Origin of the sequence: Pseudomonas sp. S36, assembly GCF_016647875.1 — a bacterium.
Lineage (GTDB): Bacteria > Pseudomonadota > Gammaproteobacteria > Pseudomonadales > Pseudomonadaceae > Aquipseudomonas > Aquipseudomonas parafulva.
In genome coordinates this window covers 84057-104048 of sequence record NZ_JACVVG010000004.1, presented here as the reverse complement: position 1 = coordinate 104048, position 19992 = coordinate 84057, and the positions used below count along the sequence as shown (strand labels likewise).

Below are 19992 nucleotides of genomic sequence, written 5' to 3'. Positions count from 1 at the left end.
GCAAGGGGCTTCATGCCCTGGGCGGCTCCTGTTCGAACAGTTTGCGCATGATCTCCAGGTAGCGCCGGGCACCGAGCCCCAGCGGGCGCGGTTTGACCCAGATGATGTCTACCCACAGGCGCAACCGGCTGGCCATGTTGTCGAAGCGCACTTCGGCCAGCGCGCCAGAGGCGATCAGCGGTTCGACCAGTGGCTGCGGCAGGTAAGCCCAGCCCAGCCCCGACTGCACCAGGTCCAGCGTGGCCAGGTAACTGTCGGTCAGCCAGATACGCCGTGACAGCACCATGCGCGGGTCGGAGCCTGTGGCCTTGCCGGATGCCACGATGATCTGCCGCTGCTCGGCAAAGGCCTCTTCAGGCAGGGGCATGCCGCCGTTCTGCCCTGCGGGATGGCGCGGTGAAGCCACGGCCACCAGCAACTGGCTGCCTGCTTCCAGGAAGGATTCGCGCTCGTCGATGCCAGGCCTTTCGAACACCAGGGCCAGTTGTACACTGCCGTCGTGCAGCAGGCGGATGGCCTCGGTCTGGGTGGCGGAGCGGATCTCCACTTCCAGGCTGGGAAACTCCTGCGCCAGGGCCTGCAGCGGCTGGCTCCAGGCGCCGGTTTGCAACTCGGGGGCCATGGCGATGGTGAGGCGTTTTTCCAGGCCCTTGTGCAGCTGCAGCGCCTGGGCATCCAGCAGGTTCAGCTGGCAGATTACCTGCCTGGCCTGCGGCTCCAGCGCCAACGCGGCGCTGGTGGGCAGGGCCTTGCGCGTGGTGCGGTCGAACAGCGCAAGGTCCAGCTCGGCCTCCAGCTGAGCGATCGCCATGCTGACAGCCGATGGCACCCGCCCCAGCTTGCGTGCCGCGGCTGAAAAGGAGCCCGCTTCCAGCACTGCCAGGAAAATTGCCAGGGAGTCGCTGGTGAAGGCCATGGTGGTTACCTTGAAAGCACAGACGCGGGGCTTGGAGGGTAGGGGATGCAGCATGAAAAAGCACTTCGGCGCTCGAGCTTGCAAGCGCCAACTGCTTCAAGGCGAACACCCAACCATCACACCCCTTCAGCCAGCACCCGGTCAATGCTGTCGACAAAGTAATCCACGCTGGCCCGCGTCGTGCACATCGGCGGCTTGATCTTGAGGATGTTCAGGTAATCCCCCGTGGGCTGCATGAAAATACCCAGGTCACGCAAGCGATTGCACAACACCATGGTTTCCTCCGTGGCCGGTTCCAGGGTGTGGCGGTCACGCACCAGCTCAAGCCCAAGGTAGAAGCCTGAGCCATGGGCAGCGCCCACCAGTGGGTGTCGGTCTACCAGCGCCTGTAGCCTGGCCTTGAAGTAGCGGCCTGTGTCGCGGGCGTTGTCCCACAGGCCTTCATCTTCCATCACATCCAGCACCGCCATGCCGATGCGGCAACTCACCGGGCTGCCGCCGGCCGAAGAGAAGAAGTAACCCTCGGCCTCGAGGGCTTCGGCAATTTCGCGGCGGGTGATCACCACGCCGAGGGGCTGGCCGTTGCCCATGCCTTTGGCCATAGTGATGATATCCGGCACCACGCCCTGCTCTTCGAAACCCCAGAAATACTCACCCAGGCGGCCGTACCCCACCTGCACTTCATCGGCGATGCACACCCCGCCACGGGCCCGCACGCTGGCGTAGGCGGCTTTCAGGTAGCCGGCCGGCAAGGCGATGCCACCGGCATTTCCGTAAACTGGCTCGCAGATGATGCCCGCCAACTGCCGGCCGCTGGCGTCAAGGCTGGCCAGCTTGGCGTCCACGTCGCGCAGGTAGTCGGCGGCGCTGTCGGCACCGCGAAAGCGCCCGCGGAAGGTGTTCGGCGCTTCCACCGGGTGCACCCAGGCGGGGCGGGTTTCCAGGGCTTTGGGGTTATCGGCGATGGAGGTGGAAATGGCATCGGTGGCCACCGACCAGCCATGATAGGCCTCCAGCACACTGAGCATGTCGCGCCCACCGCTGTAGGCCCAGGCCAGGCGGATTGCCAGGTCGTTGGCCTCGGTGCCGCTATTGACCATGAACACCCGGTCGAAGCCGTCGGGCGCCAGGTCGAGCAGCCGCTCCGAGAACTCGGTGATGGCCGCATAGTGGAAGCGTGAATTGGTGTTGAGCAACGACCATTGCCGCGCCGACTCGGCCACCATGCGCGGGTGGCCATGGCCCAGCACGGCCACGTTGTTGAGCATGTCCAGGTACGAGCGGCCTTGCATGTCGATCAGGTAATTGCGCCAGCCCCGCTCGATGTGTGGCGGTTGGGCGTAATAGTGTTTCTGCGAGCGGGCAAAGCTGGCATCGCGCCGCGCCAGCAGCGCCTGTGGGTCTGGCAGGGGATCGGCGTCGCAGTCAACGCCCAGCAATGCTGCCGGCGAGGGGCATAATGCCAGCCAGGCCGGGGCTTGGGCGGGCGTGGCGAAGAATGGCGGCCGCAGGCTGCTGTCCAGGCACAGCTGTACGCTCAGCCTGTCACCGGTTTGGCCAAGGGGCTCGCCCTGATGCACGCGTTGCCCATCCAGCAGGCCTGTGCTCAGCCCGTACAGCCACAGGCTCCAGCGGGCAGTGCGCAAGCAACCGGCGCCGTCACCGTGGGCCTCCCAGGTGCCGGCCTGGGGTGCCTGCACCGGGCTGCCTGGCGCCAGGTGCAGCTCCACGCCCAAGGCGCAGGTGGCGGGCGCCTCAGCGCGGTCAATATGGGTTTGGGACAGGCGATACTGCCCGTGCAGCGTGCATGCAGGCGCCGCCTGGGCGGCCAGCAGGCGCTGGTCGAAACCGGGTTGCTCCCAGTTACCGGCTTGGCAGTGGACGCTGAGCACCCCCAGGTCGAGCCGGGTAACAGGTTGCCCGGCCAAACCAGGCAGCAACGGCAGGCAGCCGTCCAGCGCATGGCCCCTCGGTTCCAGGCCCGCCGCCTGGAGGATGGCCGCTTCCATAAGGGCCAGTGGCACGGCCATGGCCGTGTCGAAGATGGCCCATTCATGCTCGACATTGTCACGGGTGTACTGGTTGCCGGGGTCGACGGCCAGCTGTTGGGCACTGCTCAGCACCAGCACGGCGGCGCGCTTGAGCACCAGCGGCCACAGGGCGCACAGCTCCGCCTCGGTCAATGGGTTGACTGCCTGGTAAGCGCTCACTGCGGGCAGGATCATGAACGGGTCGCCGTCGGCATGGTGCAGCAGGGCAGAACAGGTGACCGACAGGTCGGCGATGCGCCAGGTGCGGATAAGGTCGCCGAAATCGATCACGCCCTGCAGCCGCCATTGACGCTGTGGGTCGAGGGCCCACACGGTATTGTCATCGGTGATGTCCAGGTGCACAGCCTGCGTAGGCAGCCGATCGACCAGCGGCGCCAGGCGCTCGCCTGCCACACGGGCGGCTTCGTGCAGCCGGGCGCGCTGGCCGGCGTCTTCAATCAACGGCAGCAAGTGGTTGACCAGGGTGCGGGCATGGCGGGGGTCCCATTGGAGCGTGCGGGCCAGCCCCGGGTGGTCGAAACCGGCAAGCGCCCTGTCGACCTGTGCACAGAGTGCGCCCAGGCGGCCCACCACGTCCGGTGACAGGTGGGCGACACGGGTCAACGGCTGGCCGTCGAGATACTCCAGCAAGCGTACGCGCAGCGGCTGCTCGCCGACGTTCACTACCAGCAGGGTGTCGCCGCTGTGTGCCGCGATCACCGCAGGCACGGGCAGGCCTTGGGCCTTCAGATGATCCAGCGCGGCATGTTGCGCCTGCAGTTCGGTTTCAGCATAGCTGCCGTGGCAGGCCTTCAGCACGTAGCGCCCTTGCGACGTTTCCACGCGCAGGTTGAAGTCCTGCTGGCTGCCAAGCGCCTGCAGTTCCCCCGAGAGGCCGTAATGCGCTTGCAACAGGGTGGCTGCCTGGCTGGCACCGAGCACAGGGCTTGCCAGGCTGGCCCGCGCAGCCAGTTGGTCGATCAAGGGTGTAGAGGCGTCAGCTGGAAAGTTGTGCATGGGGCTACCGTCATCGAGGTGGAGGCAGCCCGTATTTATGCGGTTTTTGCCAGACAACGAAAGACGATCATTTTCAGTTTTTCTGAAAAGCAGCAGCCCCGATAGCTTGACGGAGATCAACCACTCGGCAACATCCTTCAAAAAACTTGTACAAGTAGTTAGGTTTGTACAAGTATTTGGTGTAGCGTAGCGCCATTATTCCCCTTCTGATGATCCACTGCCCTGTAGGACTGGTGAAACGAGATGATGGTTGCACCCGTTCCGATCAACGAACAGGACCGCCTGGCAGAGGTTGCCGAGTGGTGCGTGTTGCACCATGAGCCCAGTACCGAGTTGAAGGCGCTGGTCGACCTGGCGCGCCGCTACTTCGGGGTGCCCACCTGCGTGGTTTCGATCGTCGGTGAGTGCCAGCAGTGGTTTGCGGCACGGGCCGGGCTGGATGCACAGACAATGCCCCGGGACATTTCGTTCTGTGCTCACACCATTTTGCAGGTCCAGCCCATGGAAGTGCTGGACGCCACTGCCGATATTCGCTTCGCGCGCAACCCGCTGGTCACCGGCGAACCCGGCGTACGCTACTACTGCGGTGCGCCGCTGATGGTCGGGCAGCGGATTGCGATTGGCAGTTTCTGCATCATCGACACCACCACGCGTCCACCGCTGGACGACGCGCAAAAAGCCATGCTGGTGGCCTTCGCCGAAACCGCCATGCAGATCATCTCTGGCTTGCGCCGGAATGTATTCACGGACCAGGACACTGGCCTGTTCAACCGCCTCAAGCTCGAATACGACGTGAGCGCGGCGCTGGGCCGTTGGCAGGCGTTGACCCTGTTGGCGGTAGACATCATGCCCCCCGAGGCGCTCAACGACATCATCCGCGGGTTGGGCTACAACTTCGCCCACGACCTGACCCTGCAGGCCATGGCACGCATTGCTACGCAGTTGGACGGTGGGCTATGCCTGTACAAGATAAGCCCTACGCGCTTTGCGGTCTTGCTGGAAGACGTTGGCAGCGTTCAGCCCTTGTGCCAGCGCATCGTGGCTGCACTGCAGGCGCCTGCCCAGTGCCACCAGGTGCCGGTGTTGCTGGATGCCGGCATCGGCATTGCGCCAATCACCCCCCCGGCCGACGAACGCAACAGCCTGGAATGGTTACGCAGGGCGGTGGCTGCAGCGGACTCGGCGCGGCGCAATGTGAGGCGCTATGCCTGGTATGTGCCGGAGGTCGATGCCGCCCAGCGCCGTGCGTTGCTGCTGCTGGCATCCCTGGGGCACGCCTTGCTCAATGAAGGTGAGCTCAGCCTGCACCTGCAACCGCGCATTGAACTGCCTTCTGGCCAATGCCGGTCGGCAGAGGCGCTGCTACGCTGGCACCACCCCCAGTTGGGTAATGTATCCCCGGCAGAATTCATTCCCTTGGCAGAGAAGACTGCGCTCATGGCCAGCCTCAGCCTTTGGGTGATGCGCGCTGTGGTGGGCATTCTGGACAATACCCGGGGGATGGATTTCAGCATCAGCCTGAACGTCACGGCCCGTGACCTAGAGAGCCCGACCTTCATGGATGCGCTGTTGGGCACATTGCAGGGCGCAGCCATCTCCGCCAGGCGGGTTCAACTGGAATTCACCGAAAGTGTGCTGATCGAGCAGCCCGAGGCGTTGCAGTTGCAGTTGCAACGCGCCCAGCAAGCCGGCATCGACATTGCCATTGACGACTTTGGCACCGGCTACTGCAACTGGGTTTACCTGGCGCGGATACCGGCCAGCATCGTCAAGCTCGACAGGTCGCTGGTGCACCACGCGCTGCCAGGCTGCAGAGAGGCATTGCTGGTGCGGTCGGTGATCGACCTTGCCAGCCACCTGAAATACCGGGTACTGGCAGAAGGGGTTGAAACGGCGCAACAGCTCGCCCAGGTGTCGGCCTGGGGATGCGCCGAGGCCCAGGGGTTCCATATCGCCCGGCCCATGCCGGTCGCCGATTTCGTGCAATGGTTCTGCAACACCCGGCAGATCGATCAGGTCGCCGGCTAATGACAATGGCGCACTCCACCCGCAGGTGACATTCATGTTCAATCGCCAACTAAAAGCAACGCTAGCCGCGCGTGATGCCGAACTCGCTGAACTCCGTCAGCGCCTTCAACAACTGGAAAGCGGCGCTTTCCTGCGCCTGGACGACCAGCGCCGCGTCGCCGCCTGCAGCCCGGCCTTTGCTGCGGCGCTGGCGGTAGAGGCTGGCGAAGTAGTGGGGCAACCGCTGGCCCAGTGGCTGGCCGAACCTGCCCAGGAGAGCCAGGCGCTGGTAGATGCCCTGTTACGCTCCAGCGCAGTCATCCAGTTCGACCTGACCGGCAAGGTGCTCTCGGCCAACGCCAACTTCCTCAACGCCCTGGGGTATCGGCTGGAAGAAGTGGTCGGCCAGCACCACCGCATGTTCTGCAGCGCCGAGGAAGTGTCCGGGGACGGCTACACCACTTTCTGGCGCACCCTCAATGCCGGCCGTTATGTGACCGGCCGCTTCAAACGCCTCGATAAACAGGGCCATGAAGTGTGGCTGGAAGCCAGCTACAACCCTGTCAGCGACGCCAGTGGCAAATTGGTGAGGGTGGTGAAATTCGCCTCGGTGGTCACCGACCAGGTGCAGCGCGAGGAGGCGGTGCGCCAGGCCGCGCAGGTGGCCCTGGAAGTGTCGCGGCGTACCGACGGCGGCGCCAGCGAGGGTGTGTTGGTGATGCACGAGGTGGGGCAGTCGATGCAGGGTGTGGCCCGTCAGTTGCAATCGGCTGGCGATACCATCAGTGCGCTGGGTGAACAGTCCACGGTCATCAGCGCGATCGTGCAGACCATCGGTGCCATCGCCTCGCAGACCAACCTGCTGGCCTTGAATGCCGCCATCGAGGCTGCCCGGGCGGGTGAACAGGGGCGTGGCTTTGCGGTGGTGGCCGACGAAGTGCGCAAGCTGGCCGGCCGCACCAGTACTGCCACGGCCGAAATCGATGCTGTGGTGGCGCGCAACCAGGCCCTGGTCAGCCAGGCCGTTGGCGAAGTGCAAAGCAGCCGCACCGAAGCCGCCAATGGGCTGCAACTGGCCGGGCATGCCGGCCATGTCATCACGGGTATACAGGAAGGCGCCAAACGGGTGGTGGCGGCGGTGGAGCGGGTCAGCGAGGACCTGCGCTAGCGGCGGGTAACTCCGGGCGCAGCGGGCAGGCCAGGGTCAGGCGTTGCTGCAAGGCAGCACGCAGGGCTTGCAGGTCTGCCAGGCGCTGTTCCACCAAGGCCAGTTTGTCCCGTAGCAGCGCCTCCACTACGCGGTCCGGGTCTGGGGCGGCCCAGAGCGTCTGCACGTTGCTGCCGATCTCGTTCAGGCTGAACCCCAACTGCTGCGCAGTGCGAATGAACGCGACCAGTTGGGCGGTTTCCTGATCGTAGTCGCGGTAGCCATTGGCCAACCGGTGCGAGCGGATCAGCCCACGTTCCTCGTAAAAGCGCAGGGTGTCACGGCTGACGCCGCAGGCCTGGGCCAGTTGACCAATACGCACTGTGTTTTTCCTGAACATGGGCTTGACCCTGGAGCATACTCCAGGCTTTAGCCTGCTGCCTTCATTGAATTGCAGAAGGCATCGAACATGTGGAGCAACACCCAGTATCGCCAGCTGGTGCGAGCCAGCGGCCTCTACGACTTGCTGATCACTGTAGGCTTCGCCACCCCCTGGACCTTTGCCTGGCTGCATGGCTGGCTCAGCACGCTACACGGCACCCTCGGCCTTGCAGGGGAAATACCCGTGTTCGAACCCATGCACGTGATGATGGCCAACCTGATGGGCTCGATCGTGTGTGTGTGGGCGTGGCTGCGGATCCGTCACCCGCAGGTGTTGTTCGGCCGCTACGACGCCGCAGGCCGGGTGCTGTTTTCTGCCTGGCAGCTGTATGCGCTGGCCAACGGGGCCTCCGCGTTGCTGTGGGGCATTCTGGTGCTGGAAGTGCTGTGGGCGATTGCGCAGCTGGCGCCTGTGGCTAAGGCGCCAGCTGCTGCCTGTCATGACACTTCAGCCTGCAGAAATGCCGCCTCCAGCAGTTGCTGAGTGTAGGCATGCTGCGGGGCCTGGAAGATCGCCTGGGCATCGCCTTGCTCCACCACATGCCCATGCTTGATCACCATCAACTGGTGGCTCAGCGCCTTGACCACGGCCAGGTCGTGGCTGATGAACAGGTAGGTGAGGTTGTACTTGTGCTGCAGGTTGCGCAGCAACTCGACCACCTGGCGTTGGACGGTGCGGTCCAGCGCGGAGGTGGGTTCGTCCAGCAGGATCAGGGCAGGTTTGAGCACCAGGGCCCGGGCGATGGCGACGCGCTGACGTTGGCCACCAGAGAACTCATGCGGGTAGCGATGACGGGTTTGCGGGTCGAGCCCGACCTCTTCCAGCGCCGCGATGATCGCCGCTTCCTGTTCTGCGGCGGTGCCGATACGGTGAATGCGTAGGCCCTCACCAACGATGTCCGCCACGCTCATGCGCGGGCTCAGGCTGCCGAACGGGTCCTGGAACACCACCTGCATCTCCCGGCGCAGCGGGCGCACCGCTTGCTGATTCAGCCCTTGCAGGTCCTGCCCGTTGAAACGGATGGCGCCGCGGCTGGCTATCAGGCGCAAAATGGCCAGCCCCAATGTGGACTTGCCCGAGCCGGACTCACCGACGATGCCCAGTGTCTGGCCCTGGGGCAGGCTGAAATTCACCCCATCCACGGCCTTTACATGGTCGACGGTGCGGCGCAGCAGGCCTTTCTTGATCGGGAACCAGACCTTCAGGTCATCCACCTCGAGCAGCGGTGCACCCTGCGGGTTGTGGGCCGGCAGCCCGCTGGGCTCGGCGTTGATCAGCATCTGCGTGTAGGGGTGTTGCGGTGCGCTGAACAGCGTCGCGCACTCGGCCTGCTCGACGATCTTGCCGCGCTGCATTACGCACACCCGATGGGCGACGCGCCGCACCAGGTTGAGGTCATGGCTGATCAGCAGCAGCGCCATGCCCAGGCGTGCCTGCAGCGCCTTGAGCAGGTCGAGAATCTTCAACTGCACGGTCACGTCCAGCGCCGTGGTGGGTTCGTCGGCAATCAGCAGTTCGGGCTCGTTGGCCAGTGCCATGGCGATCATCACCCGTTGGCGCTGGCCGCCGGACAGCTCATGGGGCAGGGCCTTGAGGCGCTTGTGTGGCTCCGGTATGCCCACCATGTCCAGCAGTTCCAGGGTGCGTGCAGTGGCCTGCTTGCCGGTCAGCCCCTTGTGCAGCAGCAGGATCTCGTTGATTTGCTTTTCGATGCTGTGCAAAGGGTTCAGCGAGGTCATTGGCTCCTGGAAAATCATCGCAATGCGGTCGCCGCGGATGCGCTGCAGGCTCTTTTCGTTTTGCTGAAGCAGGTCCTTGCCTTCGTAGCGGATGCTACCCGCCGGGTGACGTGCCAGGGGGTAGGGCAGCAAGCGCAGAATGGAGTGCGCGGTGACGGACTTGCCCGACCCGCTCTCGCCCACCAGCGCCAGGGTTTCACCCTTGCGGATATCGAAGCTGATGCCATCGACCACACGGTTGACGTGCTCGCCGGTCACGAACTCCACGGCCAGGTCGCGCACTTCGATCAGGTTCTGTTCACTCATGTCACTTCCTCGGGTCGAAGGCATCGCGGGCGGATTCGCCGATGAACACCAGCAGGCTCAGCATCAGGGCCAGCACGGCGAAAGCGCTGATGCCCAGCCAGGGCGCCTGGAGGTTGGACTTGCCCTGGGCCACCAGCTCGCCCAGCGACGGCGCCCCTGGCGGCAGGCCGAAGCCGAGGAAGTCCAGGGCGGTCAGCGTGCCGATGGCACCGGTGAGGATGAAGGGCATGAAGGTCATGGTCGAAATCATGGCGTTAGGCAGAATGTGCCGGTACATGATGGCGCCATTGCGCATGCCCAATGCCCGGGCGGCGCGCACGTATTCCAAGTTGCGCCCGCGCAGGAACTCGGCGCGCACCACATCCACCAGGCTCATCCACGAAAACAACAACATGATGCCCAGCAGCCACCAGAAGTTGGGTTGCACGAAACTGGCCAGGATGATCAGCAGGTACAGCACAGGCAGGCCGGACCAGATCTCCAGAAAGCGCTGCCCGGCCAGGTCTACCCAGCCACCGTAGAAGCCCTGCAAGGCCCCGGCGATCACCCCCACGATGGAACTGAGCACGGTGAGGGTGAGGGCGAACAGCACGGAAATGCGGAAACCGTAGATGACCCTGGCCAGCACATCGCGGCCCTGGTCATCGGTGCCTAGCCAGTTGTCCGCCGAAGGCGGCGCGGGGGCCGGCACGCGCAGGTCGTAGTTGATGCTTTGGTAGCTGAACGGGATCGGTGCCCACAGCACGAAGCTGTCCTTCTTCGCCAGCAGCTCGCGTATGTACGGGCTCTTGTAGTTGGCTTCCAGCGGGAATTCACCGCCGAAGGTGGTCTCCGGGTAGCGCTTGAACGCCGGGAAGTACCACTCACCGTCGTAGCGCACGGCGATGGGTTTGTCGTTGGCGATCAGCTCGGCGCCCAGGCTCAGGCCGAACAGAATCAGGAACAACCACAGCGACCACCAGCCACGGCGGTTGGCCTTGAAGCGCTCGAAGCGCCGGCGGTTGAGAGGGGACAAGGCCATGTCAGTGCTCCCGGCTGGCAAAGTCGATGCGCGGATCGACCAGGGTGTAGGTCAGGTCGCCGATCAGTTTCACCACCAGCCCCAGCAGGGTGAAGATGAACAGGGTGCCGAAGACCACCGGGTAGTCGCGGTTGATGGCCGCCTCGAAACTCATCAGCCCCAGGCCGTCGAGGCTGAAAATCACTTCGATCAGCAGGGAACCGGTGAAGAAGATGCCAATGAACGCCGACGGGAAACCGGCGATCACCAGCAGCATGGCATTACGGAACACATGCCCGTACAGCACCCGCGGCCTGCTCAGGCCCTTGGCCTTGGCGGTGACCACGTACTGCTTGTTGATCTCGTCCAGGAAGCTGTTCTTGGTGAGCAGGGTCATGGTGGCGAAGTTGCCGATGACCAGCGCGGTGATGGGCAGTACCAGGTGCCAGAAGTAGTCGAGCACCTTGCCGGTGGTGCTCAGCTCGTCGAAGTTGTTCGAGGTGAGGCCGCGCAGTGGGAACCAGTCGAAGTAGCTGCCACCGGCAAACAGCACGATCAGCAGGATGGCGAACAGGAACGCCGGGATGGCGTAGCCGACGATGATCGCCGAGCTGGTCCATACATCGAAATGGCTGCCGTGGCGCACAGCCTTGGCGATGCCCAGGGGGATCGAGATCAGGTACATGATCAAGGTGCTCCACAACCCCAGCGAGATCGACACCGGCATTTTCTCGATGATCAGGTCGATCACCTTGGCATCGCGGAAGAAGCTGTCGCCGAAGTCCAGCCGGGCGTAGTTCTTGATCATGATCCACAGGCGCTCGGGCGGTGATTTGTCGAAACCGTACATGTGCTCGATTTCGGCGATCAACGCCGGGTCCAGGCCCTGGGCGCCCCGGTAGTTGGAGCCGGCCACGGACACTTCGGCGCCGCCGCCGGCAATGCGGCTGGTGGCGCCTTCAAAGCCCTCCAGCTTGGCGATCATCTGCTCCACCGGGCCGCCAGGGGCAGCCTGGACAATGATGAAGTTGATGACCAGGATGCCGAACAGGGTCGGGATGATCAGCAGCAGGCGCCGCAGGATGTAGGCCAGCATCTCAGTTGGCCTCGTTCGCGGGGGCGGCGCTTACGGCCGGGGTAACGTCGGGCTTGATCCACCAGGTGTCGATGCCGATGTCATATTTGGGCGAAACCTTGGGGTGGCCTATGTGGTTCCAGTAGGCCACACGCCAGGTTTTGATGTGCCAGTTGGGGATTACGTAGTAGCCCCACAGCAACACCCGGTCCAGGGCGCGGCAATGGTCGATCAGGCTCTGGCGCGAATCGGCGTTGATCAGCGCTTCCACCAGTTGGTCGATGGCCGGGTCGCGCAGGCCGATGAAGTTGCGGCTGCCGGGGTTGTCGGCGGCATTGCTGGACCAGAACTCGCGCTGTTCGTTGCCGGGCGAGTTGGACTGCGGGTAACTGCCCACGATCATGTCGAAGTCCCGCGAACGCAGGCGGGTTATGTACTGGGAAACGTCGACGCGGCGGATGTTCAGCTCGATGCCCAGGTCAGCCAGGTTGCGCTTGAAGGGCAGCAGAACCCGTTCGAACTCGGTTTGCGCCAGCAAAAACTCGATGCTCACGGGCTTGCCCTGGGCGTCGACCATCTTGTCGTCGACGATCTTCCAGCCGGCTTCCTGCAGCAGTTTGTAGGCCTGGCGCTGCTGGTCGCGAATCATGCCGCTGCCGTCGCTGACCGGGTTGTGGAAAGCCTGGTTGAACACAGGGTCTGGCACTTTGCCGCGCAATGGCTCGAGGATGCTCAGCTCGCTGGGGCTGGGCAGCCCGCGAGCTGCCATGTCCGAGTTCTCGAAGTAACTGCCCGTGCGCGTATAGGCGCCATTGAACAGCTGCTTGTTGGTCCATTCGTAGTCCAGCAACAGGCTCAGTGCCTGGCGTACACGCACGTCCTGGAACACCGGGCGACGGATATTGAAGATGAAGCCCTGCATGCCGGTAGGGTTGCCGTTGGGCAGTTCTTCCTTGATCAGCCGGCCATCGCGTACGGCAGGCACGTTGTAGGCGGTGGCCCAGTTCTTGGCGCTTACTTCCAGCGCGTAGTCGAATGCACCTGCCTTCAGCGCCTCCAGGGCGACCGTGGTGTCGCGGTAGGAGTCGTAGGTCATTGCATCGAAGTTGTAGAGGCCGCGGTTGATCGGCAGGTCCTTGGCCCAGTAGTCCTTTACCCGCTCATAGCGCACCGAACGCCCGGCCTTGACCTCGGCGACCTTGTACGGGCCGCTGCCCAGGGGCACTTCCAGGTTGCCACGCTTGAAGTCGCGGGTGGCGTACCAGTGCTTGGGCAACACCGGTAACTGGCCGAGGATCAGCGGCAGCTCGCGGTTGCCCTTGTGCTTGAACTTGAACAGCACCTTGAGCGGGTCTTCGGCGATTACGTCTTCGACGTCGGCGTAGTACTGCCGGTACAGTGGCGCGCCGTCCTTTACCAGCGCATTGAAGCTGAACACCACGTCTTCGGCACGCATCGGCGTACCGTCATGGAAGCGCGCTTCGGGGCGCAGGTAGAAGCGCACCCAGCTGTTGTCCGGCGCTTTTTCGATCTTGCCGGCCACCAGCCCGTATTCGGTAAACGGCTCGTCCAGGCTCTGGCGCATCAACGTGTCGTAGATGACGCTGATGTTCTCGGCCGACACGCCTTTGTTGATGAACGGGTTGAGGCTGTCGAAGCCACCGAAGCTGGACTGGCGGAAGGTGCCGCCCTTGGGGGCGTCCGGGTTCACGTAGTCGAAGTGCTTGAAGTCGGCGGGGTACTTGGGCGGCTCGTCATACAAGGTCAGTGCATGCTGGGGGGCCGCCAGGGCGGGAAGGCTCAGGCAGGCCAGCAGAAGGCTGCCTGCCAACCGGCGCAGTCGGTGGGTTGGCGTCATTGGGCTTTCTCCGAAGTCTTGATCCACCAGCTGTTCAGCCCAAGGGTGTAGGGCGGCGTGGTGATGAAGGCGAAGCGGTTGCGGTAGGCCAGGCGATGGTTGTCCAGGTACCAGTTGGGGATCATGTAGTACTGCCACGAAAGCACCCGGTCCAGTGCACGGGCAGCGGCAACCTGGTCATCGCGGGTGCGTGCGGCCAGCAGCGTGTCGAGCAGGTGGTCCACCACAGGGTCCTTGACGCCTGCGTAATTCTTGCTGCCCTTGGTTGCCGCCTGGCTGGAGTGGAAGTACAGCCACTGTTCAAGGCCGGGGCTGAGGGTCTGGTTGAGGGTCATCAGGATCATGTCGAAATCAAACTGGTCCAGCCGCTGTTTGTACTGGGCGCGGTCCACGGTGCGCAAGTGTGCGTCGATACCTATGCTGGACAGATTTTCGACATAAGGTTGCAGGATGCGTTCAAGGTTGGGGTTTACCAGCAGCACCTCCATGCGCAGCTGCTGGCCCTTGGCGTCGACCAGGCGCTGCCCGTTCAGCTTCCAGCCGGCTTCACCCAGCAGGCCCAGGGCTTTGCGCAGGGTCTGGCGGCCAATGCCACGGCCATCCGTGTGGCTCACCTGGTAGGGTTCGGTGAACAGCTTGGCCGGCAGTTGATCGCGAAACGGCGCCAGCAGCAGCCACTCCTTGCCGCTTGGCAGGCCCTCGGCGGTGAATTCGCTGTTGGGGTAGTAGCTGGTAGAGCGGCGGTAAGCGCTGCTGAACAGCGCGCGGTTGGTCCACTCGAAGTCCAGCATCAGCCCCAGCGCCTCACGCACCCGCGGGTCGCTGAAGGTGGCGCGGCGGCTGTTCATGAACAGGCCCTGGGTTTGCGTGGGGATGCGGTGGGGGATCTGCGCCTTTATCACCTCGCCCCGGCGCACGGCGGGGAAGTTGTAGCCGTTCGCCCAGTTCTTGGCCTGGTGCTCGATATAGATGTCGAACTCACCCGCCTTGAACGCCTCGAAGGCCACCGTTGCATCGCGGTAGAACTCGTATTCGACGCGGTCGAAGTTGTACTTGCCGCGGTTCACCGCCAGGTCCTTGCCCCAGTAGTTCTTCACGCGCTCGAACACCAGCCGGCGGCCCGGCTGGACCTCGGTGATGCGGTAGGGGCCACTGCCCAGCGGTGGCTCGAAGGTGGTGGCCTTGAAATCGCGGTTCTGCCAATAGTGCTTGGGCAGCACCGGCATTTCCCCAAGGCGCAGGATCAACAGCGGGTTGCCCGCCCGCTTGAACACGAAACGGATGCGCAACGGCCCAAGGATGTCCACCCGCTGCACTTCCTGCAGGTTGGTGCGGTAAAGGGGGTGGCCTTCCTTGAGCAGCGTGCGGTAGCTGAAGGCAACATCTGCCGAGGTAATCGGCTTGCCATCGTGCCAGCGGGCTTCGGGGCGCAGGTTGAACACCACCCAACTGCGGTCTTCGCTGTATTCGACCGAACGGGCGATCAGTCCATAGCTGGACGTGGGCTCGTCGCCGGAGGGGTCGTACTGGCCGGTGCCTACCATCAGCGTTTCGTTCAGCTCGCTGACGCCGTACTGTTGGAAGTTGGGCGTGGTGACCGGGCTCGACCCCTTGAAGGTATAGGGGTTGAGGGTGTCAAACGTGCCGAAGGCCATGGCCCGCAAGGTGCCACCCTTGGGTGCTTGCGGGTTGACCCAGTCGAAGTGGGTAAAGGTGGCTGGGTATTTGAGCGTGCCGAACTGCGCGTATCCGTGGCTTTCGCTCACCATCGCGACTGTGGGAAAGCTCAAGGCCAGGCTGAGCGTAAGCAGGAGGGGACGTATCAAGTCGGCATCCGATCCAGAGGCATTGGGCTTTGATCGGGGTACAGTAACAGCTTGCCAGTGTAGGAAAAAGCTTCAGGCTGCATGCCCGAAGCTGCACACTTTCAGTGGCCGAGGTAGACGGTCAGGGTCTGGCCGGGTTTCAGGGCATGGCCGCTGCGTGGGTTCCAGCGCTTGAGGTGGGTCATCTCCACATTGAAACGCTTGGCCACCAGGTACAGGGAGTCGCCTTTACGCACCTTGTACTGGGTAGAACGCTGGGCAGCGCTGGCGACCCGGTTGGCTGCTGCACTCGGCGCATTGCCGCCGCGCAGGGCCAGCACCTGGCCGGCGCGCAGGTTGTTGCCACTCAGGCGGTTCCAGCGCTTGATGTCCTGCACCGATACACGGTTGGCCTGGGCAATCGCACCCAGGTTGTCCCCGCGCTTGACCCGGTAGCTGCGGGCTGCGGCAGGTGCCTTGGCCTCTGCCACGGCCCGGGCGAAGGCTGCCTGCGGCGGCTGCAGGGTCACCAGTTGCTCGGGTTTGAGGTTGGAAAGGCTGGCGGTGAGCAACTGCGCCTTGGCGGTAGGCACCAGCAGTTGCTTGGGGCCGTCGACGGTCATGCGCTTCTTGAATGCCGGGTTGAGCTGAATCAGCTCGTCTTCGTCGATGTTGGCGAACGCCGCTACGCGGGTTAGGTCGAGGCGGTCATTGATGGCTACCGCCTCGAAATAGGGCTCGTTGGCGATCGGTGTGAGGTTGACGCCGTAGGCTTCAGGGGTGGACACCACCTGTGACAGGGCCAGCAGCTTGGGCACGTAGTCGCGGGTTTCCTGAGGCAGTGGCAGGTTCCAGTAGTCGGTGGGCAGGCCGAGCTTTTCGTTGCGCTCCATGGCCCGGCTCACGGTGCCTTCGCCTGCGTTGTAGGCCGCCAGGGCCAGCAGCCAGTCCCCGTTGAACATGTCGTGCAGGCGGGTGAGGTAGTCCAGCGCCGCGTTGGTCGAGGCGGTGACGTCGCGGCGCCCGTCATAGAAGTTGGTCTGGCGCAGGTTGAAATGGCGGCCGGTGGCCGGCATGAACTGCCACATGCCGGCAGCACTGGCGCGGGAGTAGGCCATCGGGTTGTAGGCGCTTTCGATGGCTGGCAGCAGCGCCAGCTCCAGCGGCATGCCGCGTTCTTCCAGGCGTTCGACGATGTAGTGCAGGTACAGGCTGCCGCGCTCGCCCGCGCTCTCGATAAAGGTGGGGTTGCTGGCGAACCAGAGGCGCTGCTGGTCGATACGTGGGTTGACGTCGATGTAGTCCTGCAGTACGAAGCCCTGGCGCATGCGCTCCCAGACGTCGCGCGGTGCCTGCTCCACAGGCTTGGCCAGCAGCGGCGCGGGCTTTGGCTTGATTCGCGCCTGGTAATTGTGCGCGCGAACGCTGTCGGATTCTTCGAGCTGACGGGTGCTCTGGCAACCCACCAGGGTGGCGGCCAGGGCCAGCGCACTGACCTGGGCCAGGCGCGTCAGCGCGACGGAATGAGAGGTTCTGCGGCTACGGGAAGACATCGGCGGGTACGGGTATCCGGGCGAAAAATTTCGGCGATTCTAGGAACCGCACCCTACCGGGTCAACCTTTCCCCACCACTTGCGATATATCTTGGGGTTATCAGAACTGGTCTTTCCAAGACCTCAAGGCAGCAAAAACAGCGACATGCGTGGTGTTGGAATGTCCCTTCCATTCGTCTGCTTTTTGTTTAACTAATGTTTCAGAGGTGCGCAAAAATGGATTTGTGCGCCGTTCCAGGCCGATGGTGGAGGGCAACGTGATGCGATCCTCTGCACGCAGGCGGCTGACGTCTTCGAAGCGTTGCTGGATGTCCGCGTTGCCAGGTTCCACCGCCTTGGCGAAGCGCAGGTTGCTCAGGGTGTATTCGTGGGCGCAGTACACCTGGGTGTGCTCCGGCAGCGCCGCCAGGCGTGCCAGGGCAGGCTGCATCTGCTCGGGTGTGCCCTCGAACATGCGCCCGCAACCGGCCGCGAACAGCGTGTCGCCACTGAACAGCACCGCGGGTGTGGGTTGGTCGCTGAAGAATGCGATATGCCCCAGGGTATGGCCGGGTACGGCCAGTACCTGGTAGGTCTGGCCCAGCACGGTGACCTGGTCACCCTCGCCCAGGGCCACGTCGCGGCACGGGATCGCTTCGCTGGCCGGCCCGTAGATCCGTGCGCCGGTCTGCCGCTTGAGCTGTTCAACCCCGCCCACATGGTCATTGTGGTGGTGGGTGATCAGGATGTCCGTCAGCGTCCACCCGGGGTGCGCGGCCAGCCAGCGCTGCACTGGGCCGGCATCGCCCGGGTCGACCACCGCGCACTGGCGTTTGGCATTATCCTGTAACAACCAGATGTAGTTATCGGAGAAAGCGGGGAGAGCATCGATCTGTATCATGGTGCGGATCCGATTCGCCTAGCTTGGCATATGAAGGCATCTTAGCCGCGATGGCGCGGCGCGAGAACCTTCGAGGGAGAGCACAATGACCGACCAAGCCTTTGCCCAGGCCGACCCGGAGTGGGTCACGCTGACCAGCCTGGCCCGTGAGTGGTTCAACGGCCCGGTGGGCCGGTTGATGCTCCAGGAGGAACAGAAGCTGCTCGAAGAGGAACTGGGGCGCTTCTTTGGTGGCTATCTCGTGCACTATGGCCCGTGCGCCGAAGCGCCACCTAGTGCGCCCAAGGTGCAACGCAATGTGCGCCTGGGCGCGCCTTTGCCGGGGGTTGAAATCGTCTGCGAAGAGCAGGCCTGGCCATTGAGCGAACACGCCGCCGACGTGGTGGTGCTGCAGCATGGCCTGGATTTCAGCCTTTCACCCCACGGCCTGCTGCGCGAGGCTGCCAGCGCCGTGCGCCCAGGTGGGCACCTGTTGATCATCGGCATCAACCCGTGGAGCAGTTGGGGCATCCGCCATTGCTTCAGCCAGGGGGCCTTGCGCAAGGCCCGCTGCATCCCGGCATCCAGGGTAGGAGACTGGCTGAACCTGCTGGGCTTCGCGCTGGAGAAACGCCGCTTCGGGTGCTATCGTCCGCCGCTCGCTTCACCCGCCTGGCAGCAACGCCTGCAAGGTTGGGAGCGCATCGCTGGTGGCTGGCAAAGTGCAGGCGGCGGTGTCTACCTCTTAGTGGCGCGCAAGATGGTGGTTGGCCTGCGCCCATTGCGACCCGAAAGGCGCGAGCCGATGGGCAAGCTGCTGCCGTTGCCGCTGGCCAAGGTGAACCGCGCTGCGGCCAGTACCGATACCGAACAGAACTGAACATGAGTGGTGCATGAGCGAAAGCGTCGAGATGTATATTGATGGTGCCTGCAAGGGCAACCCTGGCCCGGGCGGCTGGGGCGTCCTGATGATATTCAAGGGCGTGGAGAAGGAGCTGTGGGGCGGCGAGCGTGAAACCACCAACAACCGCATGGAGCTCATGGCCGCCATCCAGGGGCTGATGGCCCTCAAGCGTGAGTGCGACGTGGTGCTGACCACCGACTCGCAATACGTGATGAAAGGCATCAACGAGTGGATGGTGAACTGGAAGAAGCGCGGCTGGAAAACCGCCGCCAAGGAACCGGTTAAAAACGCCGACCTGTGGCAGCAGCTGGACGAACAGGTCAACCGCCACCGCGTGACCTGGAAATGGGTGCGTGGCCACATCGGCCACCCCGGCAACGAACGCGCCGATCAGTTGGCCAACCGCGGCGTCGACGAGGTCCGCGCCGGGCGCTGATCGACAGGCTGGCGCGTGGTGCCTGGCGCTTGCTGGTATACTGCGCGCCCCTGTAACTGATGCAACTTGGAGCACGCCACGTGGAGCAGCAAGACAAACGGTTCGTCATCCTCGATACCGAAACCACGGGCATGCCGGTGAGCGAGGGGCACCGCATCATCGAAATCGGCTGTGTCGAGGTGATTGGCCGGCGGCTGACGGGGCGGCATTTTCATGTGTACCTGCAGCCGGATCGCGAGAGCGACGAGGGGGCGATCAACGTTCACGGCATCACCGATGCCTTCCTGATCGGCAAGCCCCGGTTTGGCGATGTGGCCGAAGAGTTCTTCGACTTCATCCGCGGCGCCACGCTGGTCATCCATAACGCGGCGTTCGACGTCGGGTTCATCAATAACGAGTATGCCTTGCTGGGCCAGCAGGACCGGGCGGACATCTCGCAGCACTGCGCCATTCTCGACACCCTGTTGCTGGCGCGGGCGCGCCACCCGGGGCAGCGCAACAGCCTGGATGCCCTGTGCAAACGCTACGACATCGACAACTCCGGCCGTGAGTTGCACGGCGCGTTGCTCGACTCCGAACTGCTGGCCGACGTTTACCTGGCGATGACCGGGGGCCAGACCAGCCTGTCGCTGGCGGGGCATGGTACTGACGCTGATGGAGACGGGCAGGGTAGTGGCGGCAGTGAAATCCGCCGCATCACCGGTCGCGCACCAGGGCGGGTGGTGATGGCTAGCGCCGATGAACTGGAGGCCCATGCCGAACGCCTGGCGGCCATCGCCAAGTCGGCGGGTGGCCCATCGATGTGGCAGGCCTTGAATGAGGCGACAGCCGGGTAGTGAGGGGGCCTGTGGGGGCAACTGTCTTCCACAAGATCTCAAAGTTGGCGTCATCACGGTGG

At 63.8% G+C, this 19992-nt stretch carries 16 protein-coding genes and 1 pseudogene; 7 read left to right on the top strand and 10 right to left on the bottom strand.

Going from position 1 to position 19992, the window contains the following annotated elements:
• Nucleotides 1-10: 10 nt before the first annotated feature.
• Nucleotides 11-916, bottom strand: coding sequence for a LysR family transcriptional regulator (locus IAE36_RS03485; RefSeq protein ID WP_028632250.1), 906 nt, complete (start codon nt 914-916; stop codon nt 11-13).
• Between the two features lie 116 nt (nt 917-1032).
• A complete protein-coding gene (locus IAE36_RS03480; protein WP_201210213.1) occupies nt 1033-3963 on the bottom strand; it encodes an aminotransferase in 2931 nt (976 codons plus the stop codon).
• A gap of 243 nt (nt 3964-4206) precedes the next feature.
• On the opposite strand from IAE36_RS03480, the gene IAE36_RS03475 reads away from it, so the two are divergent.
• From IAE36_RS03475 to IAE36_RS23990, 3 genes and pseudogenes are all read left to right on the top strand, one after another.
• The gene (locus IAE36_RS03475; RefSeq protein ID WP_201210212.1) at nt 4207-5991 is read left to right on the top strand and encodes a sensor domain-containing diguanylate cyclase; all 1785 of its coding nucleotides are present in this window, start codon (nt 4207-4209) and stop codon (nt 5989-5991) included.
• Between the two features lie 34 nt (nt 5992-6025).
• Nucleotides 6026-6601: pseudogene (locus tag IAE36_RS23995) on the top strand (PAS domain-containing protein); the annotation flags it as partial.
• 87 nt (nt 6602-6688) lie between these two features.
• Nucleotides 6689-7138, top strand: coding sequence for a methyl-accepting chemotaxis protein (locus IAE36_RS23990; protein ID WP_236408551.1), 450 nt, complete (start codon nt 6689-6691; stop codon nt 7136-7138).
• Here the strand turns inward: IAE36_RS23990 and IAE36_RS03465 are convergent.
• Entirely contained in the window at nt 7119-7499 is a 381-nt protein-coding gene (locus tag IAE36_RS03465; RefSeq protein ID WP_201210210.1) for a MerR family transcriptional regulator, read from the bottom strand. The two genes, IAE36_RS23990 and IAE36_RS03465, sit on opposite strands and share 20 nt — an antisense overlap.
• Before the next feature lie 87 nt (nt 7500-7586).
• Here IAE36_RS03465 and IAE36_RS03460 point away from each other — a divergent pair, with 87 nt between their 5' ends.
• The gene (locus IAE36_RS03460; protein ID WP_042141255.1) at nt 7587-8042 is read left to right on the top strand and encodes a hypothetical protein; all 456 of its coding nucleotides are present in this window, start codon (nt 7587-7589) and stop codon (nt 8040-8042) included.
• Here the strand turns inward: IAE36_RS03460 and IAE36_RS03455 are convergent.
• The 7 genes from IAE36_RS03455 to gloB all read right to left on the bottom strand — a co-directional run bounded on the left by IAE36_RS03455 (nt 7997) and on the right by gloB (nt 17775).
• Nucleotides 7997-9604, bottom strand: a complete 1608-nt coding sequence (locus IAE36_RS03455; protein WP_201210209.1) for an ABC transporter ATP-binding protein — start codon at nt 9602-9604, stop codon at nt 7997-7999. The two genes, IAE36_RS03460 and IAE36_RS03455, sit on opposite strands and share 46 nt — an antisense overlap.
• Before the next feature lies 1 nt (nt 9605).
• Entirely contained in the window at nt 9606-10625 is a 1020-nt protein-coding gene (locus IAE36_RS03450) for an ABC transporter permease (RefSeq protein WP_201210208.1), read from the bottom strand.
• A gap of 1 nt (nt 10626) precedes the next feature.
• Entirely contained in the window at nt 10627-11700 is a 1074-nt protein-coding gene (locus IAE36_RS03445) for a microcin C ABC transporter permease YejB (RefSeq protein WP_028632257.1), read from the bottom strand.
• A gap of 1 nt (nt 11701) precedes the next feature.
• Nucleotides 11702-13537, bottom strand: a complete 1836-nt coding sequence (locus IAE36_RS03440) for an extracellular solute-binding protein (RefSeq protein ID WP_201210207.1) — start codon at nt 13535-13537, stop codon at nt 11702-11704.
• Nucleotides 13534-15363, bottom strand: a complete 1830-nt coding sequence (locus tag IAE36_RS03435) for an extracellular solute-binding protein (protein WP_201210206.1) — start codon at nt 15361-15363, stop codon at nt 13534-13536. Before IAE36_RS03435 ends, IAE36_RS03440 begins: the two co-directional genes overlap by 4 nt.
• A 101-nt stretch (nt 15364-15464) precedes the next feature.
• Nucleotides 15465-16895 (bottom strand): lytic transglycosylase domain-containing protein, encoded by a 1431-nt coding sequence (locus tag IAE36_RS03430; RefSeq protein ID WP_028632260.1) that lies wholly within the window; start codon nt 16893-16895, stop codon nt 15465-15467.
• 100 nt (nt 16896-16995) lie between these two features.
• Complete coding sequence (gloB, locus tag IAE36_RS03425; protein ID WP_201162953.1) at nt 16996-17775, bottom strand: hydroxyacylglutathione hydrolase; 780 nt, start codon at nt 17773-17775, stop codon at nt 16996-16998.
• An 85-nt stretch (nt 17776-17860) separates the two neighbouring features.
• Between gloB and IAE36_RS03420 the strand changes: the two genes are divergently transcribed.
• The 3 genes from IAE36_RS03420 (at nt 17861) to dnaQ (ending at nt 19930) form a co-directional block, all read left to right on the top strand.
• The gene (locus tag IAE36_RS03420) at nt 17861-18634 is read left to right on the top strand and encodes a methyltransferase domain-containing protein (RefSeq protein ID WP_060481473.1); all 774 of its coding nucleotides are present in this window, start codon (nt 17861-17863) and stop codon (nt 18632-18634) included.
• A 13-nt stretch (nt 18635-18647) separates the two neighbouring features.
• Complete coding sequence (gene rnhA, locus IAE36_RS03415; RefSeq protein WP_201210205.1) at nt 18648-19094, top strand: ribonuclease HI; 447 nt, start codon at nt 18648-18650, stop codon at nt 19092-19094.
• 131 nt (nt 19095-19225) lie between these two features.
• Nucleotides 19226-19930, top strand: coding sequence for a DNA polymerase III subunit epsilon (gene dnaQ / locus IAE36_RS03410; protein WP_236406218.1), 705 nt, complete (start codon nt 19226-19228; stop codon nt 19928-19930).
• The last annotated feature ends 62 nt before the right edge of the window (nt 19931-19992 follow it).

What these genes read in the sequence shown, in the direction of transcription:
- IAE36_RS03450 (WP_201210208.1), bottom strand. Translation starts at nt 10,625, where the DNA reads ATGGCCTTGTCCCCTCTCAACCGCCGGCGCTTCGAGCGCTTCAAGGCC.
- IAE36_RS03480 (WP_201210213.1), bottom strand. Translation starts at nt 3,963, where the DNA reads ATGCACAACTTTCCAGCTGACGCCTCTACACCCTTGATCGACCAACTG.
- IAE36_RS23990 (WP_236408551.1), top strand. Translation starts at nt 6,689, where the DNA reads ATGCACGAGGTGGGGCAGTCGATGCAGGGTGTGGCCCGTCAGTTGCAA.
- IAE36_RS03430 (WP_028632260.1), bottom strand. Translation starts at nt 16,895, where the DNA reads ATGTCTTCCCGTAGCCGCAGAACCTCTCATTCCGTCGCGCTGACGCGC.
- IAE36_RS03420 (WP_060481473.1), top strand. Translation starts at nt 17,861, where the DNA reads ATGACCGACCAAGCCTTTGCCCAGGCCGACCCGGAGTGGGTCACGCTG.
- IAE36_RS03440 (WP_201210207.1), bottom strand. Translation starts at nt 13,537, where the DNA reads ATGACGCCAACCCACCGACTGCGCCGGTTGGCAGGCAGCCTTCTGCTG.
- IAE36_RS03485 (WP_028632250.1), bottom strand. Translation starts at nt 916, where the DNA reads ATGGCCTTCACCAGCGACTCCCTGGCAATTTTCCTGGCAGTGCTGGAA.
- gloB (WP_201162953.1), bottom strand. Translation starts at nt 17,775, where the DNA reads ATGATACAGATCGATGCTCTCCCCGCTTTCTCCGATAACTACATCTGG.
- IAE36_RS03475 (WP_201210212.1), top strand. Translation starts at nt 4,207, where the DNA reads ATGATGGTTGCACCCGTTCCGATCAACGAACAGGACCGCCTGGCAGAG.
- dnaQ (WP_236406218.1), top strand. Translation starts at nt 19,226, where the DNA reads ATGCCGGTGAGCGAGGGGCACCGCATCATCGAAATCGGCTGTGTCGAG.
- IAE36_RS03455 (WP_201210209.1), bottom strand. Translation starts at nt 9,604, where the DNA reads ATGAGTGAACAGAACCTGATCGAAGTGCGCGACCTGGCCGTGGAGTTC.
- rnhA (WP_201210205.1), top strand. Translation starts at nt 18,648, where the DNA reads ATGAGCGAAAGCGTCGAGATGTATATTGATGGTGCCTGCAAGGGCAAC.
- IAE36_RS03445 (WP_028632257.1), bottom strand. Translation starts at nt 11,700, where the DNA reads ATGCTGGCCTACATCCTGCGGCGCCTGCTGCTGATCATCCCGACCCTG.
- IAE36_RS03460 (WP_042141255.1), top strand. Translation starts at nt 7,587, where the DNA reads ATGTGGAGCAACACCCAGTATCGCCAGCTGGTGCGAGCCAGCGGCCTC.